The 23,132-nt window shown below is 44.4% G+C and carries 15 protein-coding genes; 9 read left to right on the top strand and 6 right to left on the bottom strand.

The features are described from left to right. Nucleotides 1–9 precede the first annotated feature (9 nt). From pdxA to C7Y69_RS09020, 5 genes are all read left to right on the top strand, one after another. A complete protein-coding gene (gene pdxA / locus C7Y69_RS09040; protein WP_013785394.1) occupies nucleotides 10–993 on the top strand; it encodes a 4-hydroxythreonine-4-phosphate dehydrogenase PdxA in 984 nt (327 codons plus the stop codon). Beyond that, entirely contained in the window at nucleotides 990–1,817 is an 828-nt protein-coding gene (gene rsmA, locus C7Y69_RS09035; RefSeq protein ID WP_126872480.1) for a 16S rRNA (adenine(1518)-N(6)/adenine(1519)-N(6))-dimethyltransferase RsmA, read from the top strand. Before pdxA ends, rsmA begins: the two co-directional genes overlap by 4 nt. 9 nt (nucleotides 1,818–1,826) lie before the next feature. Next, the gene (gene apaG / locus C7Y69_RS09030) at nucleotides 1,827–2,201 is read left to right on the top strand and encodes a Co2+/Mg2+ efflux protein ApaG (protein WP_013785396.1); all 375 of its coding nucleotides are present in this window, start codon (nucleotides 1,827–1,829) and stop codon (nucleotides 2,199–2,201) included. Nucleotides 2,202–2,213: 12 nt separating this feature from the next. Further along, complete coding sequence (locus tag C7Y69_RS09025) at nucleotides 2,214–3,029, top strand: symmetrical bis(5'-nucleosyl)-tetraphosphatase (protein WP_126872479.1); 816 nt, start codon at nucleotides 2,214–2,216, stop codon at nucleotides 3,027–3,029. Nucleotides 3,030–3,255: 226 nt separating this feature from the next. Then, a complete protein-coding gene (locus C7Y69_RS09020; RefSeq protein ID WP_126872478.1) occupies nucleotides 3,256–5,280 on the top strand; it encodes a methyl-accepting chemotaxis protein in 2,025 nt (674 codons plus the stop codon). Nucleotides 5,281–5,394: 114 nt separating this feature from the next. On the opposite strand, the gene lysC is transcribed toward C7Y69_RS09020, so the two are convergent. The 6 genes from lysC to C7Y69_RS08990 form a co-directional block, all read right to left on the bottom strand. After that, a complete protein-coding gene (lysC, locus tag C7Y69_RS09015; RefSeq protein ID WP_013785399.1) occupies nucleotides 5,395–6,759 on the bottom strand; it encodes a lysine-sensitive aspartokinase 3 in 1,365 nt (454 codons plus the stop codon). 72 nt (nucleotides 6,760–6,831) lie between these two features. After that, nucleotides 6,832–7,281, bottom strand: coding sequence for a DUF192 domain-containing protein (locus C7Y69_RS09010; protein ID WP_126872477.1), 450 nt, complete (start codon nucleotides 7,279–7,281; stop codon nucleotides 6,832–6,834). A gap of 70 nt (nucleotides 7,282–7,351) precedes the next feature. Beyond that, nucleotides 7,352–9,964 (bottom strand): bifunctional aconitate hydratase 2/2-methylisocitrate dehydratase, encoded by a 2,613-nt coding sequence (gene acnB / locus C7Y69_RS09005; protein ID WP_013785401.1) that lies wholly within the window; start codon nucleotides 9,962–9,964, stop codon nucleotides 7,352–7,354. Between the two features lie 324 nt (nucleotides 9,965–10,288). Further along, nucleotides 10,289–11,305 (bottom strand): DNA ligase, encoded by a 1,017-nt coding sequence (locus C7Y69_RS09000; protein ID WP_126872476.1) that lies wholly within the window; start codon nucleotides 11,303–11,305, stop codon nucleotides 10,289–10,291. Between the two features lie 212 nt (nucleotides 11,306–11,517). Continuing rightward, entirely contained in the window at nucleotides 11,518–14,331 is a 2,814-nt protein-coding gene (locus C7Y69_RS08995; RefSeq protein ID WP_013785403.1) for a bifunctional aconitate hydratase 2/2-methylisocitrate dehydratase, read from the bottom strand. A 436-nt stretch (nucleotides 14,332–14,767) separates the two neighbouring features. Continuing rightward, on the bottom strand, nucleotides 14,768–16,090 hold the full coding sequence (locus C7Y69_RS08990) for a PQQ-dependent sugar dehydrogenase (protein WP_126872475.1): 1,323 nt from the start codon (nucleotides 16,088–16,090) through the stop codon (nucleotides 14,768–14,770). Between the two features lie 84 nt (nucleotides 16,091–16,174). Between C7Y69_RS08990 and C7Y69_RS08985 the strand changes: the two genes are divergently transcribed. The 4 genes from C7Y69_RS08985 to C7Y69_RS08970 all read left to right on the top strand — a co-directional run bounded on the left by C7Y69_RS08985 (nucleotide 16,175) and on the right by C7Y69_RS08970 (nucleotide 22,978). Further along, on the top strand, nucleotides 16,175–16,645 hold the full coding sequence (locus tag C7Y69_RS08985; RefSeq protein WP_013785405.1) for a hypothetical protein: 471 nt from the start codon (nucleotides 16,175–16,177) through the stop codon (nucleotides 16,643–16,645). A 220-nt stretch (nucleotides 16,646–16,865) separates the two neighbouring features. After that, nucleotides 16,866–18,434 carry an AMP-binding protein gene (locus tag C7Y69_RS08980; RefSeq protein ID WP_126872474.1) on the top strand — a complete coding sequence of 523 codons (1,569 nt, stop codon included), beginning with the start codon at nucleotides 16,866–16,868 and terminating at the stop codon, nucleotides 18,432–18,434. Nucleotides 18,435–18,573: 139 nt separating this feature from the next. Further along, entirely contained in the window at nucleotides 18,574–21,891 is a 3,318-nt protein-coding gene (locus tag C7Y69_RS08975) for a PAS domain-containing hybrid sensor histidine kinase/response regulator (RefSeq protein ID WP_260563485.1), read from the top strand. After that, nucleotides 21,884–22,978, top strand: a complete 1,095-nt coding sequence (locus C7Y69_RS08970; RefSeq protein ID WP_126872473.1) for a two-component system response regulator — start codon at nucleotides 21,884–21,886, stop codon at nucleotides 22,976–22,978. Before C7Y69_RS08975 ends, C7Y69_RS08970 begins: the two co-directional genes overlap by 8 nt. Nucleotides 22,979–23,132: the final 154 nt, after the last annotated feature.

Genomic DNA, 23,132 nt, shown 5'->3' with positions numbered 1-23,132 from the left:
AGAGCATAAATGACACCGATAAAAATTGCAGTAACACCAGGTGAGCCTGCCGGTATTGGGCCAGACTTAATTATCAAGCTGGCTCAAGAATCATGGCAAGCTCAGTTAGTGGTATTCGCCGATGGCGAGATACTTGAAACCAGAGCGAAGGCACTTGGTTTACCGCTTACACTGCTTCCTTATGATGCATCAAACCCGCAGGTTCAGCCTGCGGGTTCGCTGTTTATTAAGCAAATTGATAAAGCGGCCGATGTGGTTGCAGGAACCTTAGATAGTGAGAACGGGTTATACGTAGTAGAAACCCTTCGACAAGCGTGCCAAGCAAACATGGAAGGCGACTTTCATGCGGTAGTCACCGGACCGGTGCACAAGGGCATTATCAATAAAGCTGGCGTATCTTTTAGTGGTCATACTGAATTTTTCGCGTATCAATCCAATACGATTGATGTTGTCATGTTGTTGGCAACAGAAGGCTTAAATGTCGCACTAGCTACTACCCATATTCCTTTAGAATATGTATCTCGCGCCATTACTAAAGAACGCCTTCACAAAGTGCTCCATATTATTAACACCGACTTTAAACTAAAATTTGGTGTTCGTAATCCGCATATTTACGTGTGTGGGCTTAATCCCCATGCAGGTGAAGATGGTCATATTGGTACAGAAGAAATTCAAACCATTATTCCGGCGCTAAACGAGTTACGTGAAGAAGGGCTAAATATTACCGGGCCACTTCCTGCCGATACGATATTTCAGCCTAAATATCTGGAAGATGCAGATGTTGTTCTTGCGATGTACCACGACCAAGGCCTTCCCGTGCTAAAATATAAAGGGTTTGGCGCTTCGGTTAACATTACCCTTGGCCTTCCATTTATAAGAACATCCGTCGATCACGGTACTGCACTAGATTTAGCAGGCCATGGTAATGCCGATCCTGGCAGTTTCAGAAAAGCATTGGAAAAAGCCATTGAGCTTGCACATCATCAACAATGAGTAAAACACATTTAGGCCACACGGCCAGAAAACGCTTCGGACAAAACTTCCTTCATGACGACTATGTGATTGGACAAATCGTGTCGGCCATTAATCCGCAACACGAGCAAAACTTGGTTGAAATCGGCCCTGGCTTAGGCGCGCTAACCGATCCTGTTTGCGATGAAGTTGAAGCACTTACCGTTATCGAGCTTGACCGAGATTTGGCTAAGCGTTTACGAGAACATCCGTTTAACGGCGATAAGCTAACTGTTATTGAACAAGACGCAATGACCATGGATTTCACCGAGCTGGCTAAAACTATGCCCGTGAAAGATAAAGGGTTGCGCGTTTTTGGTAACTTACCGTATAACATTTCAACGCCGCTAATGTTTCACCTGTTCTCTCACGCTGCGTGCGTAGATGACATGCACTTCATGCTACAAAAAGAAGTGGTGAACCGTTTAGCCGCAGGGCATGGCTCTAAAAGCTATGGTCGATTATCGGTAATGGCCCAATACTATTGTAAGGTTATGCCGGTACTCAATGTGCCACCAGGTGCCTTTAAGCCGCCCCCGAAGGTTGATTCTGCGGTAGTACGTCTTATTCCGCACAAAACACCGCCAGTAGATGTGGTTTCAGTGGCTACCCTCGAACGAGTATGCGCGCAGGCGTTCAATCAACGTCGCAAGACAATACGCAACTCGTTGAAAGAAAGTCTTACTGAAGCACAAATCAGCGCGCTGGGTATAAACCCAACCGTAAGGGCTGAAGTGCTATCCTTGCAGGATTTCGCCACTATAGCGAATGCAGTATCAGCGTTAGAAGAAGCACAAGAAAATTAAAGTTAGCTTATGAATGAGTCTGAAATTAAGGTACGGGTGAAAACCCGTCACCTTCCCGAGCACCTACCTTCTGATTCGCCACAATTTGCGTTCGCTTATCACGTGACCATTGTGAATGACAGCCAGGAAACGGTACAACTTATTAATCGTTACTGGCAAATTACCGATGCTAATGGTAAAACCTCAGAGGTGAGTGGCTCAGGTGTTGTGGGTAAACAGCCCATATTAAAACCGGGCGAAGATTTTGACTATACCAGTGGTGCAGTACTCGATACCCCGGTAGGAAATATGCAAGGCTATTACGAAATGGAGCGTGAAAACGGAGAACGTTTTCGTGTTCCAATTGAAGTATTCCGTTTAGCGGTTCCCAACATTCTTCACTGATTTTTGAGATTTATGACTTATCGCAACACCTTCGTCGTGGGTGATATTCAAGGTTGTTATAGCGGGCTACAGCGACTGCTAGAAAAAGCCAAATTCTCTGCGGATAAAGATAAACTCTTCGCCGTCGGCGACTTAGTTGCCAGAGGCGAAGACTCGTTAAGCACCTTACGGTTTCTAAAAAGCTTAGGTAGCAGTTTTGAAACAGTACTAGGAAACCATGATCTTCACTTGCTTGCGGTTGCGAACAAAATTCGTAAACCTAAGAAAGCTGACAACCTACAGCCCTTGCTTGATGCTCCCGATTTAAAAGCACTACTAGATTGGCTTCGCCGATTTCCCCTCGCGAAAAAAATCAATGACAATCACACCATCGTACATGCCGGTCTCTACCCTCACTGGAGTACAGACACACTCGTCAGCTTAAGTGATGAAGTCAGTAAAAAATTACAATCGAAGCACTACACTGATTTTTTAAAAAACATGTATGGCAACACACCGGTTAAATGGTCTAATAAACTTGAAGGTGAATCGCGAACCCGCTTTATTGTAAACGCGTGCACCAGAATGCGCTTTCTACACGCAGATACTAGCTTAGAGTTTGAGACGAAAACCCACCCTGCTCAGGCTTCGAAATCTGTTGTTCCTTGGTTCAAGGTAGATAACCTCCATCTTAAGGCACAAGAACAGGTACTCTTCGGTCATTGGGCTGCACTTAACAGCGAGACGCAAGATGATCGTTTTGTCGCGCTAGACACTGGGTATGTTTGGGGTCAAGAAATGACCATGCTGGACGTCAATACAGGTAAACTCATCAAAGTACATGCGTAAATGACTTAATTGATACAGCAAACTACTAAATCGCAATTTCTTGTGCTTTACTTGTTAACTTAATGGCTTACCTGCCGATACGTTGGTTATATACGTTAGTCTATAATCCCATTACCGTTCATGTTATACATTTTAATACCTTCCTCTAGGTCATTGAGGTGTATTTTGGACGTAGTGCGGGGTAGTATCGTCACGCAAAAGAATAAAAAATAGTCTAGGAGTTTCAATGAAGATTACAGTAGCCACTCGCGTAGTCGGCGGTTTTGTAGCAATTACTTGTCTACTGATTGTCATTAGCGTTGTTTCGTTGTTTAACCTCAATTCCATTGGTTCAGCAACCGAAGAGGTAAATGACGTTGCGCTTCCTACAGTAGCGGGTAGTAACGCCTTAAAAGCAAACTTCCTAAACATGGGTAGATTGACATTCGAAGCCTATATTGAAGAAGATTTATCTGGCCTTCAGGAAAAGCGTACAGCGTTCAATCGAAGCCGAGACATGTTCGAAACTGAATATAAAAAGCTTGCGACTGCGGTTGCCAATGAACCTGAACTTCAGAGTAAGTTAAACAGCGTCCGAGCTTCCTATGATAATTACATTAAGAATGTTGAAGCGGTTTACCTGAACCACCAAAAGTTCATGGATATTCGAAACACCATTGACGACCGTTTAGGTGATGCTGAAGACAATGCTGACGATGCGTCTACTTACCTACTAGACTTTTCTGACCTTGACGCAGTGCAAAGTGATCCAAATCTTAGACGCGCAGCAGATATTGGTAGCCAACTAGAAACCTCATTGCTTTCTTTACTTACCGTTTCTTATGAATACGTAAAAACCGAAACTATCGTGCGCTCTCAAACCCTAGGTAACGAAGTTGACTTAGTGGTAGATAAGGTTGCTACTTTACTTAGCGATATGAGCCAAGCCGCTGGACAGCGAGACCAGTCTGGTACGCTTAGCGATATTAATGAATTAGTAAACGATGCCCTTAATGCGATTACAGCCAGTGACGGCGTAATGGCGTTGCATGTAGAGAGGCTGGAACGCAGAAACGATTCTGAGGCGGCACTTAATGCATCAGATAAGAACATTGCAAATGGTATTGTTGAACTTGAACAATTACTAGCGCTTGCAGACGCCAAAGCAAAAGACGTCGAAGACCAGGTGAATAGTGCTATTACTACAGGCAATATCATCATTATAGCGGTGGTAATATTTTCAATTTTGATAGCCGCTGCGATTGGTTACGTGACGGTAAGAGCTATTACCCGTCCTCTTTATCGCGTGAACGAGTTGCTTACCGTAGCATCATCTGGAGACTTAACACATCGCCTTGACGATTCTGCTCAAGATGAATTTGGTCTGTTAGCTAAAAACTGTAATACCCTAATTGGCAACCTCAAAGAGCTGATTTCAGGAATTAATACCCGTGCGGAGCAACTTGCCGCGGCATCAGAACAAACCTCTGCCGTTACTGCGCAAACCACGCATTCGATTCAAGATCAGAAGTCGCAAATTGGCCAAGTGGCAACCGCCACTACAGAGATGCACTCTACCTCACAATTAGTAGTGCAAAACGCTGAAGATACGCTGAGCCAAATTCGCCATGCTGATGCCGAAGCTGAAAATGTACGTCAAATCTCACTTGAGAATAAACGTATTATCGAAATTCTCGCCAAAGACGTTCAAGACGCTGCCGATGTTATCAACAAGCTTCACCAAGACAGCGCTAGCATCGGGGGTATTCTTGATGTTATACGCGGCGTGGCCGACCAAACTAACCTACTTGCCTTGAATGCCGCCATTGAAGCTGCCCGTGCGGGTGAGCAAGGTAGAGGCTTTGCGGTAGTTGCTGATGAAGTACGTACACTAGCGAGCCGAACGCAACAGTCTACGCAAGAAATTAACGCGATGATTGAGGTACTTCAAGCGGGTGCTGAACGCGCGGTATCAGTAATGAATCAAGGTAAAGAGCAAACCGTAGCCTGTGTAGAGCAAACGGAAAAAGCAACTCAAGCGCTTGATATCATCTCTGAAGCGGTACACAAAGCCCACGACGTAAGTTCTCAAATTGAACAATCGGCACGTGAACAAAATACGGTATCACAAGAAATTAGCGAGAAGCTTGAAACTATCGTTAATATTGCTGAAGAAACCACTTCAGGAGCTCAGCAAACTTCTGACTCTAGCCACGAAGTGGCAAGGCTTGCTGAAGAACTACAGCAATCTATCCGTCAGTTTAAGGTATAGAATCTCACTGCGTATTTGGTTTAATTGGATTGGATAGACTTAAATACTTAGCGTTAAATGACAAAGGGAAGGTTAACACCTTCCCTTTTTTGTCTGTGAAAAACACATTACACGCTATTCAAAAAGCGCTTTATGTAAGTCCTTCACTATTTTATCGCTGTCAGTTTCATTCACTAAGAATGACAGGTTGTGCGGATTTGCTCCAAAGCAGATCATGCGTAAGTTAAAGTCAGACACCGCAGCAAAAATCTTGCTAGACACACCAATGGCAGTTTGCATATGGTTACCTACCACAGTGACTAAGTCGTAACCATTCTCTACTTTCACATCACAGATAGTTTCAAGTTCTGCAATGGTTTCTTTATTTAAGCGCTGCGCCACTGAATTGGCCGGGTTGTCTAAGGTAAACGACACCGAGATTTCCGACGTAGTCACCAAATCCACACTTAGCTTGTGCTTAGCGATGATGGCAAAAACCTGCTGTAGGAAGCCCTGTGCATACATCATCTTGGGTGTTTTCACTGTTACCATAACTTGGTCTTTACGGCGAGTAATGGCACGATAAGGTGGTTCTTCAACACAATCGCGAACAATCCAAGTACCGCCTTTTTCTGGCTCTTTACTTGAACCTACAAACACTTTAATGTTTTTACGAAGGGCTGGTTCCATGGTGGCAGGATGCAGTACCTTAGCACCAAATGTCGCCATTTCAGCCGCTTCTTCAAAGCTAAGTTCTGGTAATGGGCGAGCAGCAGCAGTAATACGTGGATCAGTAGTATAAACCCCAATCACGTCTGTCCATATTTCACAGGCGTCAGCGTCTAATGCTTCTGCTAGAAGCGCGGCAGTAAAATCAGAACCACCACGACCTAAGGTCGTAGTTCGCCCTTCATCATCGGCTCCCACAAACCCTTGTGTAACCACAATAGCATTTTCAATTTCAGGGGCCAGCAACTGCTTTGCCAAAGCTTCAATAGTGTCTATCTGCGGCACTGCTTCACCAAATTCACTGTCGGTGCGCAAGACTTTGCGTACATCGAAGTTCATGGTAGTCACATTTTGTTCGGCTACTTTTTGTTCGGCTAAGACTGCACTGAACATCAATGACGACATGCGCTCCCCCATAGAAAGCAACTGATCTTTCAAATCGTTTCTATGTAAAATCTCTTCGTGGAACGCTAGCGATTTCATTTCATCTAGCAAATCATTTAGTTTGCTTTCAACCGAGCTCTTATCTGCAAGCTTGTTGAGAATGGCAAGTTCAATATCAACAATAGACTGGCAAGTAGATTCTATTTGCTCTTGGGTAAGTGGGCTGTGCGCTAAATTCACCAGGTGGTTTGTCACCCCTGCTGATGCGCTGACTACCACGATACGGGTCGCACTGTTTGAGGCAACAATTCGCGCACAGTTTTGCATCACTTCATAGTTCGCAACACTGGTTCCGCCGAACTTGGCGATGGTTAAAGCATTTGCCACGATTTTACTCCGAATTTCTTTTACCGAGCATACTGCTCGATACCGACCGGCGAATTAATTATTCGCACCGGTTTAACGATTAATTTTTATCTGGTCACCCACACGAATGTCATGTGAAGCGAACCACCCTTGGTTCATTTCTAGCGCGTAGAGTACCTCTTTAGTTGCCTGCACTGACGTTAGGTCGTGAGGCTCTAGAGGTTTTATATCTGTAATTACGCCATTTCTGTCGATATAGGCGACATCTAAAGCAACATTTGTATTCTTCATCCACATACTGGCGTATCGCGGCGATGCAAACTTAAAAAACATTCCACAGTCATCACACAGTGATTCTCTGAACATTAACCCTTGAGCACGTTGTTCAAAAGAATGCGCGTATTCCATTTGGTAAAGTTTTCCATCAATCGTTAAAGTAACTTGATCAAACTTTACGCTAGGTTCCATTTGCGCGCTGGCATTTAAAGCGCCATACCCTAGAAGCACAAAAAGCGCGATTGCGATGACAGTAGTTTTAGCCATTAGACATTCCTTTTACCCATAAAAAAAGCCGGACACTTACGGCGCCCGGCTTTGTAGTTTATACACTAAATCAGGCAACATTCAACGTTGGAATGATATTGGCCTTTGCCTCTTCCTCTGCCTTCTTGAAACTTGGCATTTTATCGAAGTTTAAGTAACGGAATACTTCAGACGACATGGAGTTAATTTTGCTCGCATATTCCATGTATTCTTCTGCCGTGGGAATACGGCCAACGATAGCACCTACCGCCGCTAATTCAGCCGACGTAAGGTACACATTCGCCCCGTCACCTAAACGGTTAGGGAAGTTTCTGGTAGAGGTAGACAGCACCGTAGCACCTGCATTTACACGTGCTTGGTTACCCATACACAATGAACACCCGGGCATTTCTGTACGCACGCCCACTCGCCCATAAATGTTGTAGTAGCCTTCTTCCATCAACTGAGCCTTATCCATTTTCGTGGGTGGCGACATCCACAAACGGGTAGGTAGGGTTTTATTGAACTGCTCAAGTAACTTACCGGCCGCTCTAAAGTGACCAATGTTTGTCATACATGAACCAATAAAGACCTCATCTACGTTCTCACCAGCTACTTCTGATAAGGTTTTCGCATCATCAGGATCGTTAGGGCAACAAACGATAGGCTCCTTAATATCGCTAAGGTCTATCTCGATAATTTCTTTGTACTCAGCATCTGCATCGGCGCGCATAAGTTCAGGGTTGGCCAACCACTCTTCCATCTTCTGAGCACGGCGTTCAAGCGTACGTGGGTCACCGTAACCTTCGTTAATCATCCAACGAAGCATAGTGATGTTTGAGTTCAGGTATTCAGCAATAGACTCTTCTGAAAGGTTAATACTGCAGCCCGCCGCAGAACGCTCTGCCGATGCATCAGATAATTCAAATGCTTGCTCTACCGTTAGGTGTTCCAGCCCTTCAATTTCAAGTACGCGACCAGAGAACGCATTAATTTTGCCTTTCTTCTCTACGGTAAGTAAGCCTTGCTTAATACCGTATAACGGAATGGCGTGTACTAAATCACGCAGGGTAATGCCCGGCTGCATTTCGCCTTTAAAACGAACCAGAATGGATTCAGGCATATCAAGGGGCATCACACCGGTTGCTGCAGCAAAAGCCACTAAGCCAGACCCTGCTGGGAATGAAATGCCCAATGGGAAACGGGTGTGTGAATCGCCACCGGTACCTACTGTGTCTGGCAACAACATGCGGTTTAACCAGCTGTGAATAATGCCGTCGCCGGGGCGAAGGGATACTCCGCCTCGGTTCATCATGAAGTCTGGCAAGGTATGCTGAGTTTCAATATCAACAGGCTTAGGGTATGCCGCGGTATGACAAAACGACTGCATGGTTAAGTCGGCAGTGAAACCAAGACAGGCTAAGTCTTTTAGCTCATCTCGCGTCATAGGGCCTGTAGTATCTTGCGAACCAACGGTGGTCATCTTAGGTTCGCAATAGGTGCCGGGGCGAATGCCTTCTACGCCACATGCTTTACCTACCATCTTCTGGGCAAGAGTGTAGCCCTTACCGGTATCGGCAGGTTGTTCTGGCGTGCGGAACAAATCTGTTGCGCCTAAACCTAATGTTTCTCGTGCTTTTTCAGTGAGCGCGCGGCCAATAATAAGGTTGATTCGACCACCAGCGCGTACTTCATCTAAAATGACTTTAGATTTGTATTCGTACTCAGCTAACACTTCACCTGTTTCATGGTTGGTAATTTTGCCTTCAAACGGGTAGATGTCGATAACATCGCCCATATTCATTTTTTCTACATCAGCTTCAAAAACCAAGGCCCCAGCGTCTTCCATAGTATTGAAGAAAATGGGTGCTACTTTGCTGCCAATACATACACCGCCGCCGCGCTTATTTGGCACGCCAGGTAAATCTTCACCAAAGAACCACAGCACTGAGTTGGTGGCCGATTTACGTGAAGAGCCGGTTCCTACCACATCTCCTACAAAGGCAACGGGATAACCTTGGTTTTTTACATCTTCGATTTGCTTCATTGGGCCTTTAACACCATGCTCTTCTGGCTCTAAGCCATCACGGGTCATCTTATAAGCGGCTAAGGCGTGAAGAGGAATGTCTGGGCGCGACCACGCATCTGGGGCGGGAGACAAGTCGTCGGTATTGGTTTCACCGGTTACTTTAAATACAGAGTAAGTGATTTTATCGTCCATTAATTTACGCGAGGTAAACCACTCACCTTCTGCCCACGACTTAATAATGTCAGTGGCAAATTCATTTCCGGCTTTGTGTTTTTCTTCAACATCATGGTAGGCGTCAAACATAAGCAGCGTGTGCTTAAGTTCTTTAGCCGCTAGTGGCGCTAGGCCCTCATCGTCGAGAAGCTCAACTAATGTCACGATGTTGTAGCCACCATGCATGTTGCCTAGAAGCTCAATGGCCTTTTCTTTTGAAATTAACGAGCAGCTGTCCTCGCCTTTAACGATAGCACTTAGGAAACCGGCTTTAACGTAAGCGGCCTCATCTACGCCAGGTGGAACACGTTCAGACAACAATTCTAGTAGATTGTCTGCTTCGCCTTCTGGTGGATTTTTAATTAACTCAACCAAGCCTGCTACCTGTTCAGCATTTAGCGGCTTTGGAGGGATCCCTTCAACAGCACGTTCTTCTACGTGTTTGCGATAGTCTTGTAACACGATGTCTTCCTCTTGGTTTAGCTTGCGCAATGGGAATAACGGTCTTGTACGGTCTTGACGCAAGGTCTGATTAAAAATACTTCATAAGTATAACGATTAACCTGCCTAAATTAAATTTTTGAGGCTTTTTATTCGCTTATAGTCGCCATTCAGCGCGCTTAATATTGAACGATTAAAGCTATTAAAAACTCTAAAATTAAACCTTAAAAACAATCATATTTATTGGGTGTTATTGCTTCCTAGGATTATTCCCTGTCATCATTGAAATGGAGGCGATAATCGTGGAACACAAGCTCGGTTTGAACACCATTGGGAGATAACATCTTATAAATCGGGAAGGTCTTTGTCTGGGCGTACATGCCTAAAGCTTGCAAATCGGGGGATCCCCTTCTTTGTAACGCCAAAGTATTTGAAGGTGATCCAACTGTTCATTGGTGGCGGATATCGGCGCTGTTTCATACTAAACCCCGTGCCGACTTTAAATTGTACCCCTTCGGGCGTCTCGACAATAAGCGAGCCCATCATGCCGGCGAACTTTCCTTTACCTTTTACATAGCCAACCACTTTGGCTTCAGCATCGTTGAACCGTTTCGCTTTTAATAATTGATTACTGCGTCCGTCCTGATAAAAAGCAGCTTTGTGATGTAGCATTAGGCCTTCACCGCCCTTCGCAGTGACCTCATCTATTTTCGCTTCAAGAAGCCGCTGAGAATCCAACGTAAACTGGGGGATAGTAGTTAAACTATTGCTATTTGCTTGCTTTACCAGTGCCTCCATCGTAGACAAGCGTGTGGCAAACGGGACATGACTGACGGGCATATCAAACAGCATCATCTTCACCGTCCTCCAGCGTTCATCAGGCGTATGACTAAGCACAATAGAAGCGATAGCTTCAAAACTGCTTCGCTGAGTCCATAGCTCTCCATCAAGGGCTACATCAGGCCAGTTCTTGGTAAACCACTCAGGTGCGTGAATTTTATTACCGTTGCGGGTAAGAAGCTGCGTACCCGTCCAGCGGGCACGCACGCCATCTAACTTTTCGCTAACCAAATACTCAGCAATATTGATGTAGTCACTCTTATTGTAGGTCGCTGCCAATTGGATAGGCATTACACCCTGCTCTGTCACGGGTTTAATGGGGCTAAACACTGGCTTGGCGACATTAGCCATCGGCTTAGCAGCATCAGAAATTGGCTTAGCAAAGTCAGACATCGGTTCAGTTGTGTCAGACGTTAGGTAAGTGACGGGGGTGGTAACGGGTGTCGCAACGGGTGTGGCAAATGAAACTGTAGGCTGGCTTATCGCAAGTAGTAGTATCGAGATAACATATTTAATATTCATTTTGGCATTCTTGTTAAAAAACAAAAAGCTTACGCTTATCAACTTATGTGTAAACTGGGCTTAAGGTGGGTTTACATGAAGGCTTTGAATACAGGCGGAATACAGGCGGAATACAGGCGGAAATACAGGTGGGAATAGAGATATAAAAAAGCCCCAACCGAGGTTGAGGCTTTATATGCTAGTTGCTATTTAGCGTAAGGTTAAATAGCGTTTTAGCCTACTGTTTTAACAGCAACGCTTGGCTCGAACTTAGCTTTAACGCTCATGTCTTCTGCTGGCGGCGCGAAGTCAGTAAGGTTAATACCCTCAACCGCAGCTTTGTACTCTTCCATTGTTGGGAAGCGACCTAGCACAGCAGATAGCACGACTAATGGTGTTGAACCAAGAAGTGACTCACCTTTCTTCTCGTTAGAGTCGGCAACAACACGACCTTGGAATAAGCGCGTAGAGGTAGCAATTACCGTATCACCAGGTTCTGCCTTTTCTTGGTTACCCATACAAAGGTTACATCCTGGACGCTCTAGGTACATGATGTTGTCGTACTTGGTACGCGCAGATTCTTTTGGCTTGTCGTCGTTAAACTCGAAACCTGCGTACTTAGTAAGAATGTCCCAATCGCCTTCCGCTTTTAGTTCATCAACAATGTTGTATGTTGGTGGTGCAACAACAAGTGGTACGTTAAACGACACGCTGCCATTTTGCTTTTCTAAATTACGAAGCATTTGAGCGATAATCTGCATGTCACCTTTGTGAACCATACAAGAACCAACAAAGGCTAAATCAACAGTTTTGCCGTCGTAGAAAGAAACTGGGCGAATAACGTCATGGGTATAACGCTTGGAAACGTCATCGTTATTTACGTCTGGGTCAGCAATCATTGGCTCGTCGATTTGGTCTAAATCAACAACCACTTCTGCGTAGTATTTTGCGCTGTCATCTGGTGCAAGCGCTGGCTCTTCGCCAGACTCGATTTCAGCAATACGCTTATCAGCAAGGTCAATCAAACCTTGAAGCATGCTGGCATCGTTTTCCATGCCCTTATCGATCATTATCTGAATGCGGCTCTTCGCCACTTCTAGCGACTTGATCATAGTCTCGTCGTTAGAAATACAGATTGAGGCTTTCGCCTTCATTTCTGCTGTCCAGTCGGTAAAGGTAAACGCTTGGTCAGCAAGCAAAGTACCGATTTGCACTTCAATAACACGACCTTGGAACACATTCTCACCGCCAAATTGCTTCAGCATTTGAGCTTGAGTAGCATGAACAACGTCACGGAAGTCCATGTGGCTCTTCATGTGGCCTTTAAAGGTCACTTTAACCGACTCTGGAATTGGCATCGCCGCTTCACCTGTCGCAAGCGCTACCGCTACCGTACCCGAGTCAGCTCCGAACGCGACGCCTTTAGACATACGTGTATGTGAGTCACCACCAATGATAATAGCGCGATCGTCAACGGTAATATCGTTCAATACTTTGTGAATAACGTCAGTCATTGCATGGTAAACCCCTTTAGGGTCACGTGCCGTGATTACGCCAAAGTTATTCATGAAAGACATAAGCTTAGGAATATTAGCTTGGGCTTTCTTATCCCATACCGACGCTGTGTGACAGCCCGACTGGTATGCACCGTCTACAAGCGGAGAAATAGTTGATGCTGCCATCGACTCTAGCTCTTGGCATGTCATCGGGCCGGTTGTATCTTGTGAGCCTACAATGTTTACTTTAACGCGAACGTCTGAGCCAGCGTGAAGCGGAGTCTCAGACTTAACGCCTACCGCATTGCGGTTAAAGATTTTTTCAACAGCTGTTAGACCTTGGTTCGCTACAGATACTTCTTTCGAACGTGCATAAACTTCAGGTACGTCTGTACCTAACACTTTTGCAGCAAAAGTTTGTAACTGCTTACCAAACGTTACCGCGTAAGAACCACCGGCTTTCATAAACTCCATTTTTTGCGGAGTGAAAGCGCTTGATATATCAGCAAGTTCTTCTGAGCCGTTAAACAGTTTCTTCGCTTTAGTGTCGATGGTAAGCACGGTGCCTGTAGCAACAGAATATGCTTCTTCTAACACTGGGTCGCCGTTAGCATCGCGAACCACATCACCGTTAGCATCCGTCTTTTTAACCCAGTTTTTAAGGTCTAAACCAATACCGCCGGTAACGTCTACGGTCGTTAAGAAGATAGGCGCGATACCGTTGGTACCTGCAACTACTGGCGCTTTGTTCACAAATGGAATGTAAGGGCTTGCTGCCTCACCGGCCCAAAGTGCAACGTTATTCACACCTGACATACGCGAAGAACCTACGCCCATGGTGCCTTTTTCAGCAATAAGCATTACTTTAGCGTTAGGGTGCTTTTTACCTAGCTCAACAATTTCTTGCTGTGCTTCAGGGGTGATCATGCACTGACCGTGTAGCTCGCGATCTGCACGAGAGTGAGCTTGGTTACCAGGAGAAAGCAAATCAGTAGAGATATCACCTTCTGCAGCAATATAAGTCACTACATCAATTTTTTCTGGAACGTCAGGCAGTTTAGTAAAGAACTCTGCTTTTGCGTAGCTCTCTAGGATCTCTTTTGCTATCACATTACCTGCGTTGTAAGACGCTTCTAAACGTTCTGTATCAGCTTCGTATAAGTAAACCTGTGTTTTAACTACTTCAGCAGCAGCCTTAGTGACGGCTTCGTTGTCTGAAAGCGCCAAATCAAGAAGCACTTCAACAGACGGACCACCTTTCATGTGTGAAAGCAGCTCTAACGCAAACTCAGGTGTAATTTCAGCAACAACTGACTCACCTAGTACGATTTCTTTAAGGAATGCAGCTTTAACACCTGCAGCACTTGTTGTACCTGGCAGTGTGTTGTAGATGAAGAAGTTAAGAGAGTCTTCACGGTGCTCGTTATTCGTATCTTTAATTTGAGCAATAATTTCTGACAGTAAATCGGCACTGTCGATAGGCTTAGGGTGTAAACCAAGCTCCGCTTTACGGGTCTCGATTTCGGCCATGTAATCTGAATACAAACTCATATAATTCTCTCGGTCTTGGTTATACGTAGGTATTTTTATACGCAGGGTTTAATTATACGTCGGTCTTAGCTATACGCATGAAATTATAGTGGTTATTTTAACTGATTTTTAAGCGTCAGGTAATCATTAGAAAACCGCAGAATGGCGCAAAGCCCTATTTACACTTTTTATTAACTTCGGCGTATTTACAATTTTCTTACTTGTCAGTTAAAAGCCAATTGACTAAAACAAAAAATAGTTACTAATTATCATTGAGTTAGAATAAACAGTTAGCGTTAAACTACTTTTATACTGCTTCTTTGGGCAATATGAAAAGCGAGCTATACAAAGTACGACTTATCTTAGGTATTTCTCGTATTTATGGTCGAACCAGATGAAATAATAAACAATAATGTAGTAATTTTACAATATTTTCTAGTTATTGAATTCTCTGTAACTAATCTAAGTTTGTTTCAGCGATAAAAGGGTTAGGGGGGAGTAACTGTATCAGCTCGGCTCTTTCCCCATCAGTCAGCACATAAACGCCGCCATCGTTTCCTACCGCAACATCACGAACCCTTTGATTTACCGAAGAAAATACCTTTCGATATTGAAAAGACTGGCTTGATAAGTCAACCGCATAAAGCGCCTTCGCTTTTAAGGCCGAAACAAGCAAGTGATTAGAGAGTGCCGGAAAAGTATTGTGGTTGTATATCGCCATAGACGATGGCGCTATAGATGGCGTCCAATCCACCAGCGGATTCACCATGCCTTCGTAATGATTAAAGGGGGAAATGGTTGCCCCTGAATAATCTTTACCTAGCGTAACCACCGGCCAACCATAGTTCATTCCAGGCGTAAGCTTGTTTAACTCATCACCGCCATCAGGGCCGTGCTCATGCAAGTAAATATCACCATTTTGCAATTTCACTAACCCTTGTGGGTTCCTGTGCCCCAAGGTATAAACAAACGGTGCATTATTAAAAGGCACATTTGAGACAGGCTCTCCTTCTAAAGTAAAACGAAGCACTTTCCCTAACTGTGAACTTAATACTTGGGCCTGCTCGCGGTAATCGAAACCATCGCCTGTGGTTACCAACCAAGTACCATCTTTCATGGCGACAAGCTTACCGCCAAAATGCACAGGCGTAGCTTTACTGTCTTTAATTTCCATTACTGGTGTGAGTGCTTTAATTTGCCCATCATCAGCCAAAACACCCCGCATCACTGCCAAACGATTAGCGTCGTCGGTACCCTTCGAGTACGAAAAAAGAATGATTCTCGAGGTGCTAAAATCAGGAGAAAGCGCCATGTGCAGCAGACCGCCCTGCCCTTTTTGATAAAGCTGTGGAAGGGGTAATTTTTGTTGAGCTAAGGTTTTTCGAGCTGATGCTTGTGCTGAGCCGGCTTGTTGGGGCGAAGAAGGTTTGCCAGAACTATTAACAGTATAAGGTACAGTGACAATCGTGCCGTCTCGTTCTGCCACTAGCCAGCTGCTATCGGGCAATTGCAAAAGTGCTTTCGGATAATGTAAATCTTTGGCAATTGCCGTCGTTATTGCTGTATCAGACGTTTGCGCCTTAAGAGCACTTTTACCTGATATATTTGCTGAAACACCAAACGCTGACTGTACATTCAAAAACATGAGCAACAAAATGGCTACATGTCGTGAAATCGATTGTGTCCGATGTTTTTTAAATCCGCTTATTTTGTAAACTCGCATTTTATTAATAGCCATTTTATTACCTAGTCTTGCCGACTCACTATTGCTAAACAGCATTCCCTTACCCTATTTATTACGCTACCTTAGCATGCAATAGTAGTTTGATTGTTATAACACCTTAAAATAGCGGAAACAGCGGTTATGTGGTCTTTTATCAAAAGTTTTCTTCCTGCGTGGTTAGCAACCTTTCTAGTGGCTAGCAGTTTACACACGTTTCAAGTACTGAATGCACTGTCCAGTATTGGGGTAGAAATATCATCCACTGAGTGGTTATCTGCTGCTTGGAAGGATGCCGTAGGCTTGCTACCCACCTACGGCATTATCATCGCTGTTGCACTGTTACTTGCGTTCTGGGTTGTCACTATCATTCGCAAATACGCGATAAAGCACGACATTAAAAAACCTCGCTTTATCACGTTAACGAGTGTAGCGGGTGCAAGCAGTATTGCCGTCGCGTTACTTGCCATGCAGCCTATTCTTAACGTCACGCTTATTGCGGGAGCGCGCGGGTACGATGGCTTTTTACTTCAATGTTTCGCAGGACTATTAGGTGGTTTCATTTATGGCTTATTGCGGGCAACGAGTGAGTCGGGTGCACTTTCAAATAGGTAATAGCCGCCACTCCCAACGCTAATGTCACGCAGGATCCACGCTTAAACCTTTCTCAAACCAGCGATCCCCAGCCCCATTCAAATTTATTCAAACTGTCAGCAACCATCACTGAGGTGAATATTTAGCTATAATGTAATAGGTATGTAAATAAAAATGAACATTTGTTACTGTAGCGACATAGTCATCTTTCATTGAAACCTCTCATTCAGGATAAAGCATTATGTTAACGTACCCAGAAAACGTTACTTGCCTGGCCGACAATATTGAAGCCGTTCTTACTAAGCATGCTGATAAGCCTGCGTATACCGCATTGGGTCAAACCCTTACCTTCAAAGAAATAGACGAAAAATCTGCTGCCTTAGCGCGCTACTTCACTCATGAAGCCAAGCTAGAAGCCGGCGACAGAATTGCTATCCAGCTGCCTAACCTTATTCAAAACCCTATTGCCGTTTATGCTGCTTTGCGCGCAGGCTTGGTAGTGGTTAACACTAACCCGCTTTATACCGAGCGGGAAATGAAGCACCAATTTACTGATAGCGGCGCAACAGCGTTAGTTATCTTAAGTGATTTACTGCCAAAATTTGATGCCATTAAAAGCGACACTCAAATTAAAACCGTTGTTGCTACATCGGCGACTGAATTATTAGATGCTGCTACAGCGCCTACTTTAACAGGTACTGTATCGTTAACTGATGCGATTAACGCCGGTGCAAATTTGCCCGCCGTGGTAAGACCTAAAACAGAGTTTGAAGCCCTTGCCATGTTGCAATACACGGGAGGAACTACAGGGGTATCTAAAGGCGCAGCCCTTAGCCATAAAAACGTTATGAGCAACAGCGTTCAAATGCTTGACCACCTAGGCGGGTTCTTCAAGGAAGGTGAAGAAGTGGTAGTTTGTCCACTTCCTTTGTATCACATTTATGCCTTTACTGTTTGTATGATGGCACTATTCGCGAAGGGCAGCCATATCGTGCTTATTCCGAATCCTCGTGATATCGACGGTTTCATTCAAACATTAAAGCCGCATAAAATTACCGCGTTTGCGGGTATCAATACTTTGTTCGTTGGTTTGGGTCGTCACCCAGAATTTGCCAAGCTCGACTTTTCAAAACTGCATTTAACCATGTCTGGTGGTACAGCCCTCGCTCAAGGCGCAGTATCTATATGGAAACAAGTAACAGGCAATACTATTACTGAAGGTTACGGGTTGTCAGAAACCGCGCCAGTGGTTTCTTTTAACTTACCTGGCGAAGAAGAAGTTGGTACCGTTGGTAAACCACTGCAAGATACTGAGGTAGCTTTGCTAGATAGCTACGATAACCCAGTAGGCGAAGGCGAGTCAGGGCAAATTGCGGTTCGTGGACCACAAGTGATGCTGGGCTATTGGAACAGAGACGATGAGACAGCAAAAGTCATGACCAAAGATGGCTACTTTAAAACCGGTGATATCGGCGTTTGGGTAGCATCTGGCGCACTTAAAATTGTCGATCGCTTGAAAGACATGATTATTGTTTCTGGTTTCAATGTGTACCCCAATGAAGTAGAAGATGTACTCACAGCTCACCCAGATATTATGGAAGCCGCTGTTGTTGGCAAGCCAGATGATAAGTCAGGTGAGCGAGTATGCGCGTTCATCACGGTCAGCAAGCCAGTTAATAACGATGACATCATTGCCTTTTGCAAAGAAAGCTTAACCAACTACAAAGTCCCTAAGGAACTTACCGTTTTAGAAGAACTTCCTAAATCTACCGTTGGGAAAATTCTGCGTAGAGAGCTTCGTTCAGTCTAAATTGTCTTGGCGATAATTGCCGTTAATATGAATAAAATCAGGTTATTGCTACCAAAGAATAACCTGATTTGTTTGCTGCAATACCATTTTCATTCTATACATAATCTATTAGGCCTAACGTAAGTCTGCTCCCAACGCTGTGAACTCCCTTTTAATCAAGCAAATCAAAGCTGCTTTTTCTTGTGAAAACAACGAAGAAGGCGAACTTTGGTTAGACGATATACTTAATAAAACCTCTTTATTAGACAACCATGATGCATCCCGCCTTACCACGGGCCTTAGTGCATTGCTCGCCTCTATTGACAATACATACCGCCAACATGGTCTTGAAGCAGAAGGTAAGACAACAAGCGGCGGTTATGCACGTCAAAATAATATGGATAGGCCACCTGTAGCTCAGGGGCAAACTTCGCCTCAAGAATTAGCAGCCATAACCGACAACCTTGTTCAATCGGTAAATACATTATTAACAGCGCAAGCGCGCCCCGAAATTGATGACGACATTGCTAGCTTAACGTCGCTGTCTACCTTGGTATTAGACTTAATTACTGAGCAGCAACATAAAGAGAACGACATGCTGATCCAAAGGCGAGCTATGGATGAGCACAGCATAGTTGTCACGCTCGACTTAAATGGCACTATCTTAAGCGCTAATGATAAATGTTGTCAGCTATCTGAATTTACTCGAGGCGAGCTTATCGGGAACAATGCGGATATGCTCAATGTTAAAAACGTTCCCCTGCCCACACGCTTAGCCATTCTGCAATCCTTATTTAAAGGAGAGATTTGGCACGGCGAGCTTCAAAGTGTCACGAAATCCGGCACCCCTTGGTTTGTATTTTGTACCATTGTTCCCAACGTTAATGAACAAGGCCGTGTCGAAAACCTCGTTGTACTCTGCACAGATATTTCCAATCAAAAAAGGTTAGAAAAAAGGTTAGAGACCGGTAGGCAGTTTTATCAAAGTATTACTAACAGCATCGGTGAAGGTGTATATGCCGTAGATGCTAAAGGCAAAACCCAATTTCTCAACCCTGAAGCATCTCGTTTGTTAGGGTGGGAATTAGCAGATTTACAAAGCCACAGGTTCCACAATGCTGTTCATTATCAAAAAGAAGATGGCACACTTTTATCTCGAGATGAATGCCCCGTAAACCATGCGATCTGTAAGGGAAAAACCTATAGCTCTGATGAAGACTTCTTTACCGATAAGCGAGGACGCATCTTTCCAATTTCAATTGTTGCAGTACCTCTTGAAGACATTCATGGCGAACCCAACGGCCACGTAGGCGTGTTTAGAGATATAAGTGGACGTAAAGGGTTAGAGCGACAGCTGCAACATGCCTACAAAGAAGCGGCTAATGCCAACAAAGCCAAGGGTGACTTTTTAGCCACAATGAGCCACGAAATTCGCACCCCAATGAATGCCATTATAGGCTTAACCCACTTAGCACTTGAAACCGACAATTACACGCAGCAGCAAAGTTACATGACCAAGGTAAAAGGCAGCGCCACCTCGTTGCTAACGCTAATAAACGGCATTTTGGATTTTTCCAAAGTTGAAGCCCAACAAATTGAATTACACCATGCTGATTTCAACCTTGCCGATATGATGAACAAGCTCGCACAGGTGTTTCAACATAAAGCGCGCCAAAAGCATTTACAGTTACTATTCGACATGCGCTTAGACACAGACGTTACCTGTAACGGTGATAGCGACAAGATTTATCAGGTATTGGTTAATTTATTGGGAAATGCAATCAAGTTCACTCGTCACGGATTCGTTAAATTAACCGTCAGTAAAGAAAAAGACGCCCTTAGTTTTTGTGTGAGCGATACAGGTATAGGCATTGATGCCGACAACAAAGAAAAACTGTTTAACGCCTTCGTACAGGCCGATGCGTCTATTTCAAGGGAATATGGCGGTACTGGATTAGGCCTAGCGATTAGCAAGCGCTTAGTTGAACTGATGCATGGTGAACTTGAATTTACCAGTGAGCTTGGTAAGGGAACGCAATTTTGTTTTGCTGTTCCGGAATTGGTTCATGAGACGGCTAATGAAATTAGCCGTGAAAAAGTAAAGCCAGCCATACCCATATCGAAATTGGATCACCCCTTACTGTGTGCGAACACAAGCCAGGATATGGATGAAGCGAACAATATTTTAGCACACACACTGTCGCGACTCTCCATACCTTGCACCTTTGTTAACCCAAATACAGATGCGTTCCCAGTTACACGGCATGATGCAATGGTGTTGCTTCCCGCTAAGCCAGCAGAATGGCAAAAATTCGTCAACCATATAAAACTTGGTGAATATGAAAACCTCAACCTTGTATGTATTGTAACGCCTATCGACACCGAAGAAGCTAAACGTCGATTACAATCTGTCAAACTCAACACGCTTAATATTATAGAGTTACCCTTTACTGACGTTCACATCTTGCGGGAATTATTCCCTACCTCTAGCTCCACTTCGCCAACTCACGCTGATGGATTGGAAAGCAAGATATGGCGTAAGCGACGACTAGCAGGAAAGCATGCCTTGTTGGTTGATGATGACAGTATAAGCCTTGAAATAGCGCAGCAAATTTTACTTGATGCAGGCTTGAGTGTGACCACAGCAACCTCTGGCGAGCAAGCCTTGGCACTGGGCAATAGTAACGACTTCGACGTGGTACTACTCGATTGCATTCTTCCAAATATGAGTGGATTCACTGTTGCTGAGGAACTAAATAATTTAAATGGCTGGCACTGTCCTATCATTGCACTTAGTGCAGATGGTAGTAGCGAGAATAAACAAAAAGCATCTAGCGTTGGTATGTGTGCGCACTTGTTGAAACCCGCAAGCGCGGCTGAAATATTACATGTCATCGACATCAATATTCACACTACTGCCAATCTAAATAACATGCATGACAGTAGCGACCCCTTCCTCACTTCCCTGGCTGAATTTTACTCTAATTACGGAAATGCAGAGTTACTCGCACAGCTTATTAATATTATGATTGAGAATGACTCAAAGCATGATGCTATTAACTCGCTATTGGCCGATGCCAGAAAAATAGGGGCTAATACCTTGATTACCGCGTTGGAAGGGCTACCAAACAACCTTGAAAACAACACTAATTATGCACATAAAATATCCAACATCTCTTTCGCTTTAGACGCCACTCTTCGACTTATTGCGCATACGCTTTCATTGCCAAAAGAGTATGATGAATACGAAGTAGAAGAGACTTTATCGCTCTCAGATTTGTCAGCGGTGATCACTAGCCTTGAGTCATACGATGCCGAGGCGGTGTCTATGCTATCAGCGCTTTACGATAAACATGCATCATCAACATCGGCATCGGTACATGCATTAAACCATGCAAGGCAACTTGTTAGTGTTTACGATTACGGCCGAGCACTTGAAGAACTTTTACGCCTAAGGGATACATTGCTAAATGGCTGATAACCAGAAATCGAGAAAAACGGACTTTAGCATTTTAGTCGTTGACGACGAGCCTGCAAACATCGATTTATTACAGGGTATTCTGTCGCCTTATTACCAAGTAAAAGTAGCGCCCACTGGGCATATTGCGTTGAAAGTCGTAGAGCAGTTCACTCCAGACCTTATTTTACTCGATATCATGATGCCGGGTATTGATGGCCATGAGGTATGCAGACAGATTAAAACTTCCCCAGCGCTTGCCCCAAGACTGGCTAAGGTGCCTATCATATTTGTAACGGCTTTGGGTCAAGGTCAAGATGAAGAGAAAGGATTTGAATTAGGTGCAGTGGATTATATTACTAAGCCTATCTCACCGGCTTTGGTGCTTGCTAGAGTAAAAACTCACATCTCGTTAGCACATCAAGTGAGAGTAACTGAACAAGAAGTTAAAATCAGAACTCAAGAGCTACTTCGTAGTCAGCAAAGTGCTATTAGTATGTTGGCCGCAGCCGGACATTACAACGATACTGACACCGGCCATCACATCTGGCGCATGGCCGCTTATTGTCAGTGTTTAGCGTTAGCCTCCGGTTGGTCACCCGAAGAAGCCTCTTTGCTGGCACAAGCCGCGCCTATGCACGATACCGGGAAAATAGGAATTCCTGATAGTATTTTAAAAGCCCCAAGACGACTTACCTTTGATGAAATGGAAGTCATGCGCACTCATGCGGCAATTGGCTATGAAATATTAACCCGCAGTAATTCACCCTTGTTTAGTTTGGCGGCAGAAATTGCACGCTATCATCATGAAAAGTGGGATGGCAATGGTTACCCTGATTCATTACAGCGTGAACAGATTCCAGTAAGCGCACGCATTGTGGCAATTGCAGATGTGTTTGATGCTCTGACGATGAAGCGGCCTTATAAACAAGCGTGGCCAGATGAAGAAGCATTTGCCTACATTGAAAGTGAATCGGGCAAGCACTTCGACCCGGAATTAGTGTCCACTTTTATGTCTATCAAAGAAGATGTGTTGAAAACAAAAGTTTACTGGAATGAACTTGAAGCTAGAAATGAACTCCCATCAATTGAAGCCTTTCTTCCCTGAGCCTTTATTCTTGGCGCCTTCTGTGAAAGGCGCTAATCAGCGAAAGCAGTTTATTGCGCAAAAAAGTACGATGAAACGACGGGTTTTAGCGTTAATCTGTTAGTTCGTTTTCCTCTAAATTATCAGAATAAAATTGTCATATTTAATCGAATAA

Origin of the sequence: Alteromonas sp. KS69 (assembly GCF_003989595.1) — a bacterium.
Classification (GTDB): domain Bacteria; phylum Pseudomonadota; class Gammaproteobacteria; order Enterobacterales; family Alteromonadaceae; genus Alteromonas; species Alteromonas naphthalenivorans.
Note: the sequence above shows the minus strand (reverse complement) of the source record. Positions and strands in the feature narration are given on the sequence as shown.

Coding starts and splice junctions, on each gene's coding strand:
- apaG (WP_013785396.1), top strand. CDS start 1,827: ATGAATGAGTCTGAAATTAAGGTACGGGTGAAAACCCGTCACCTTCCC.
- C7Y69_RS09020 (WP_126872478.1), top strand. CDS start 3,256: ATGAAGATTACAGTAGCCACTCGCGTAGTCGGCGGTTTTGTAGCAATT.
- C7Y69_RS09000 (WP_126872476.1), bottom strand. CDS start 11,305: ATGAATATTAAATATGTTATCTCGATACTACTACTTGCGATAAGCCAG.
- C7Y69_RS08990 (WP_126872475.1), bottom strand. CDS start 16,090: ATGCTGTTTAGCAATAGTGAGTCGGCAAGACTAGGTAATAAAATGGCT.
- C7Y69_RS08980 (WP_126872474.1), top strand. CDS start 16,866: ATGTTAACGTACCCAGAAAACGTTACTTGCCTGGCCGACAATATTGAA.
- pdxA (WP_013785394.1), top strand. CDS start 10: ATGACACCGATAAAAATTGCAGTAACACCAGGTGAGCCTGCCGGTATT.
- C7Y69_RS08970 (WP_126872473.1), top strand. CDS start 21,884: ATGGCTGATAACCAGAAATCGAGAAAAACGGACTTTAGCATTTTAGTC.
- C7Y69_RS09025 (WP_126872479.1), top strand. CDS start 2,214: ATGACTTATCGCAACACCTTCGTCGTGGGTGATATTCAAGGTTGTTAT.
- C7Y69_RS08995 (WP_013785403.1), bottom strand. CDS start 14,331: ATGAGTTTGTATTCAGATTACATGGCCGAAATCGAGACCCGTAAAGCG.
- C7Y69_RS08985 (WP_013785405.1), top strand. CDS start 16,175: ATGTGGTCTTTTATCAAAAGTTTTCTTCCTGCGTGGTTAGCAACCTTT.
- C7Y69_RS09010 (WP_126872477.1), bottom strand. CDS start 7,281: ATGGCTAAAACTACTGTCATCGCAATCGCGCTTTTTGTGCTTCTAGGG.
- rsmA (WP_126872480.1), top strand. CDS start 990: ATGAGTAAAACACATTTAGGCCACACGGCCAGAAAACGCTTCGGACAA.